We start from the raw sequence: 4,798 nt of genomic DNA, 5'->3' as shown, positions 1-4,798 counted from the left end.
GGCGGGGGGGGCTGGCGGGGTCGGTTCCGCCGCCGCCGCCGTGCGCGGCCCCACCTGGCGGCCGGGTACCGCGTAACTCCTCCACCGGCGGGGTTTCGACGAGGCTGTGCGTGGGGCGCGCCTCGTCGTCACCGGTGAGGGATGCCTGGATGCGCAGACGCTCCACGGCAAGGCCCCCGCCGGCGTTGCCGCGGCGGCCACCCGGGCGGGGGTTCGGGTGGCCGCTGTGGCGGGAAGGCTGGAGCTGTCCGAGCCGGAGTGGCGCGCGGCGGGCGTCGCGGCCGCCGTCGCGCTGACCGACCTGGCGGAACGGCCGGGGGACAGCATGACCAGGGCGGCCGAGCTGGCCGAGGCCGCGGGGGAGCGGCTGGCGGCCGCGTTGCTGGCCGGTGAAGGCCCGGTTGCCTCGTAGTTTCCTACATTGACGTTTTGTTGAAGGCGGGCCTAGGCTCCGAGCATCCGCAGCCGCCCGGACGGTCGTACCGGTCCCAACTGCCTTGCGCGCCTTCGGCACACCCCCATTCGTACTCCCGGTTCGGAGGTCCCAGATGCCCGTCAGCGAGACGCCCGCGACCACGGTGGTGATCCGCTCCCGCCGGGTGGTGCTGCCGGACGGCGAGCGTCCCGCCGACGTGCTGGTGCGCGACGGCCGGATCGAGCAGGTCGCCGCCCACGGCGCGCTGCTCGCCGGCGACGCGCACCTGACCGACCTCGGCGACACCGCGCTGCTGCCGGGCCTGGTCGACACCCACGTGCACGTCAACGAGCCCGGCCGCACCGAGTGGGAGGGCTTCGCCACCGCCACCCGGGCCGCCGCGGCCGGCGGCGTCACCACGATCGTCGACATGCCGCTGAACTCCGTCCCGCCGACCACCACGGTCGCCGGGCTGGAGGCCAAGCGGAAGACCGCCGAGGGTCAGGCCTGGGTCGACCTCGGCTTCTGGGGTGGCGCCGTGCCGGGCAACACCGGCGACCTGGCGCCGCTGCACGAGGCCGGCGTGTTCGGCTTCAAGAGCTTCCTGGCGCCCTCGGGCGTCGACGAGTTCCCGCACCTGGCCACCCGGGAGGACCTGGAGTCGGCGCTCGCCGAGCAGGCCCGGCTCGGGGCGCTGGCGATCATCCACGCCGAGGACCCGGCCGTCCTGGACGCCGCCCCGCAGCAGCCCGGCGTGCACTACCGCGACTTCCTGGCCTCCCGGCCGGACGACGCCGAGGCCGCCGCGGTGGCCCGGCTGCTGGACACCGCGCGCCGCACCGGCACCCGCGTCCACATCCTGCACGTCTCCTCGGCCGCCGTGCTGCCGCTGCTGCGGCAGGCCCGCGCGGACGGCGTCGAGGTGACCGCCGAGACCTGCCCGCACTACCTGACCCTGGCCGCCGAGGAGGTGCCGGACGGCGACACCGCGTTCAAGTGCTGCCCGCCGATCCGCTCCGAGGCCAACCGCGACGCGCTCTGGGCGGCCCTGGCGGCCGGCGAGTTCGCCGCGGTGGTCTCCGACCACTCGCCGTCCACCCCGGAGCTGAAGCTGCTGCGCCGGGACGGCGGCACCGGCGACTTCGCGGCCGCCTGGGGCGGCATCGCCTCGCTCCAGGTCGGCCTGCCCGCGGTCTGGACGGAGGCCCGCCGCCGCGGCCACACGCTGTCCGACGTGGTCCGCTGGATGGCGGGCGGGCCGGCCGCGCTGGTCGGCCTCACCGGTACCAAGGGCGCCATCGCGCCCGGGTACGACGCCGACCTGGTCGCCTTCGACCCCGACGCCGCGTTCGCGGTGCGCGCCGAGGAGCTGCACCACCGCAACCCGGTCACCCCGTACGCCGGCCGCACCCTCACCGGTGCCGTGCGCACCACCTGGCTGCGCGGCCGGGTGGTCGACACGGCGGGCGAGCCGTTCGGCCGTCAGATCGCCCGCCCGGCCCGCTGAGCCGCCGCCGCAGCACCACCTTCCCGCCCGATCACTCGTCAAAGGAGACTCCGTTGAGTACCGAGAACACCCCGAGCGCTCCGTTCACCGAGCTGGTCAACCTGGCCTCGCGCCTGCTGGGCGCCGGCATCGTCGGTACCAACGAGGACACCTTCGCCGACGCCGAGAACCTGCTGGTGGCCCGGCCTGCCGAGTTCCGCCCGCACACCTTCGGCCACAAGGGCCAGATCATGGACGGCTGGGAGTCCCGCCGCCGCCGCGGCGCCTCGGCCGCCCAGCCGCACCCCACCGACGACGACCACGACTGGGCCGTCGTCCGGCTCGGCGCCGCCGGCGTGGTCCGCGGCGTGGTCGTGGACACCGCCCACTTCACCGGCAACTACCCGGAGACCGCCTCCGTGCAGGCCGCCAGCGTGCCCGGCCACCCCTCGCCCGAGCAGGTGCTGGCCGCCGAGTGGACCGACCTGGTGCCGCGCACCGCGCTCAAGGGCGACACCGCCCACGAGTTCGCGGTCGAGGACGGCACCCGCTACACCCACGTACGCCTGAACATCTGGCCGGACGGCGGCGTCGCCCGGCTGCGGGTGCACGGCGAGGTGCTGCCCGACCCGCGCGAGCTGGACGGCCTCACCTTCGACCTCGCGGCCCAGGAGTTCGGCGGCGTGGCCGAGGCCGCCTCGGACCGCTACTTCTCCTCCCCGCACAACCTGAACGCTCCCGGCCGCGCCTCCGTCATGGGCGAGGGCTGGGAGACCCGGCGTCGGCGCGACAAGGCCAACGACTGGGTGCAGATCGCCCTGGCCGGGGGCGGCGAGGTCCTGGCCGCCGAGGTGGACACCTCCCACTTCGTCGCCAACGCCCCCGGCTGGGCCGACCTGGTCGGCTACGACGCCTCCACGGGCGGCAGCCCCGCCGAGGACCCGGACGGCTGGTTCGAGATCCTGCCGCGCACCCGCCTCGAGCCCGACACCCGCCACCGCTTCCGGTTCGACGCGGGCCGCCCGGCCACGCACGTCCGGATCAACGTCTACCCCGACGGCGGTCTGGCCCGCCTGCGGCTGACCGGCCGGCTCACCGAGGACGGCCGGGCCGGCCTCGCCCTGCGCTGGTTCGACGCGCTGCCCGCCGCCGAGGCCGAGGCCGCCCTCACCGGGGCCGGCCTGACCGCGCCCGAGGCCGCCGCGCTCACCGCCGCCCGCCCGCTCGCGGACGCCGCCGCGACCACCGCCGCCGTCGCTGCGCTGCAGCCGACCGACGGCCCCGACGGCGAGCACGCCTCCCGCCGCCGCTCGGCCATCTGGCGCCTGCTCGGCGTCTGACCCGCACTCACCCCTGCACCGCTGCTACTGAAGGACCCTCATGTCGAAGATCCTCACCACCGAGTCCGGCGCCCCGGTCGCCGACAACCAGAACTCCGCCTCCGCCGGCGAGTACGGCCCGCTGCTGATCCAGGACCAGCAGCTGCTGGAGAAGCTCGCCCGCTTCAACCGCGAGCGGATCCCGGAGCGCGTCGTGCACGCCCGCGGCTCCGGCGCCTACGGCTACTTCGAGGTCACCGACGAGGTCTCGCAGTACACCCGCGCCGACTTCCTCGCCGAGGTCGGCAGGCGCACCGAGGTCTTCCTGCGGTTCTCCACCGTGGCCGGCAACCTGGGCGCCTCCGACGCGGTGCGCGACCCGCGCGGCTTCGCACTGAAGTTCTACACCGCGCAGGGCAACTACGACCTGGTCGGCAACAACACCCCGGTGTTCTTCATCAAGGACCCGGTGAAGTTCCCGGACTTCATCCACTCGCAGAAGCGCGACCCGTACACCGGCATCACCGAGGCCGACAACGTCTGGGACTTCTGGGCGCACGCCCCCGAGGCCACCCACCAGATCACCTGGCTGTTCGGCGACCGCGGCATCCCGGCGAGCTACCGCCACATGAACGGCTACGGCTCGCACACCTACCAGTGGGTCAACGAGCAGGGCGACGCCTACTGGGTGAAGTACCACTTCAAGACCAACCAGGGCGTGCGCTCGCTGGACGGCTCGCAGGCCGCCGAGGTGGCCGGCGGCGACGCCGACAGCCACCAGCGCGACCTGCACCAGGCGATCGAGCGCGGGGTGTTCCCGTCCTGGACGCTGTACGTGCAGCTGATGCCGGTCGCCGAGGCCGCGACCTACCGCTTCAACCCGTTCGACCTCACCAAGGTGTGGCCGCACGCCGACTACCCGCTGGTCAAGGTCGGCCGCCTGGTGCTCAACAAGAACCCGGAGAACGTCTTCGCCGAGGTCGAGCAGGCCGCCTTCTCGCCGAACAACTTCGTGCCCGGCATCGGCCCGTCCCCCGACAAGATGCTGCAGGGCCGCCTGTTCGCCTACGCCGACGCCCAGCGCTACCGCCTCGGCGTGAACCACACCCAGCTCGCGGTCAACGCCCCGCGGGCCACCGAGGCGAACAACTACGGCCGCGACGGCCTCGGCGCGGTCAACAAGTCCGGCCGCGGCAAGAACTACGAGCCGAACTCCTTCGACGGCCCGGCGCAGACCGACGCCGCGCTGGCCGCCCCGGTGCGCGTGGAGGGCCACACCGGCACCTACACCACCCCGGCGCACACCAAGGACGACGACTTCTTCCAGGCCGGCGAGCTCTACCGGCTGATGTCGGACGGCGAGAAGGGCCGCCTGATCGCCAACCTGGCCGGCTTCCTCGCCCAGGTCGGCCGCGACGACATCGTGGAGCGCAACCTCGCCCACTTCCACGCCGCCGACGAGGAGTACGGCAGCCGTCTGGAGGCCGCCGTGAAGAAGCTCCGGGCGGGCGAGGACGCCTGACGGCAGGCCATCTGCACCACCCTCGGCGGCGGCCGCACCGGCCGCCGCCGCCCGGC

The 4,798-nt window shown here is 74.3% G+C and carries 2 protein-coding genes and 2 pseudogenes; all 4 read left to right on the top strand.

Features of this window, described 5'->3' with window-relative positions:
* Positions 1–100: 100 nt before the first annotated feature.
* Positions 101–412, top strand: a pseudogene (locus ACFV0G_RS35305) (glycerate kinase); the annotation flags it as partial.
* A gap of 136 nt (positions 413–548) precedes the next feature.
* The gene (allB, locus tag ACFV0G_RS35300; RefSeq protein WP_380556774.1) at positions 549–1,922 is read left to right on the top strand and encodes an allantoinase AllB; all 1,374 of its coding nucleotides are present in this window, start codon (positions 549–551) and stop codon (positions 1,920–1,922) included.
* 53 nt (positions 1,923–1,975) lie between these two features.
* Positions 1,976–3,028: pseudogene (alc, locus tag ACFV0G_RS35295) on the top strand (allantoicase); the annotation flags it as partial.
* Between the two features lie 253 nt (positions 3,029–3,281).
* A complete protein-coding gene (locus tag ACFV0G_RS35290) occupies positions 3,282–4,742 on the top strand; it encodes a catalase (RefSeq protein WP_380556772.1) in 1,461 nt (486 codons plus the stop codon).
* Positions 4,743–4,798: the final 56 nt, after the last annotated feature.

Source organism: Kitasatospora sp. NPDC059571, assembly GCF_042735675.1.
Taxonomy (GTDB): domain Bacteria; phylum Actinomycetota; class Actinomycetes; order Streptomycetales; family Streptomycetaceae; genus Kitasatospora.
The sequence above is the reverse complement of the archived record's forward strand: the minus strand, read 5'-3'. Positions and strand labels throughout refer to the sequence as shown.

Coding starts and splice junctions, on each gene's coding strand:
- ACFV0G_RS35290 (WP_380556772.1), top strand. CDS start 3,282: ATGTCGAAGATCCTCACCACCGAGTCCGGCGCCCCGGTCGCCGACAAC.
- allB (WP_380556774.1), top strand. CDS start 549: ATGCCCGTCAGCGAGACGCCCGCGACCACGGTGGTGATCCGCTCCCGC.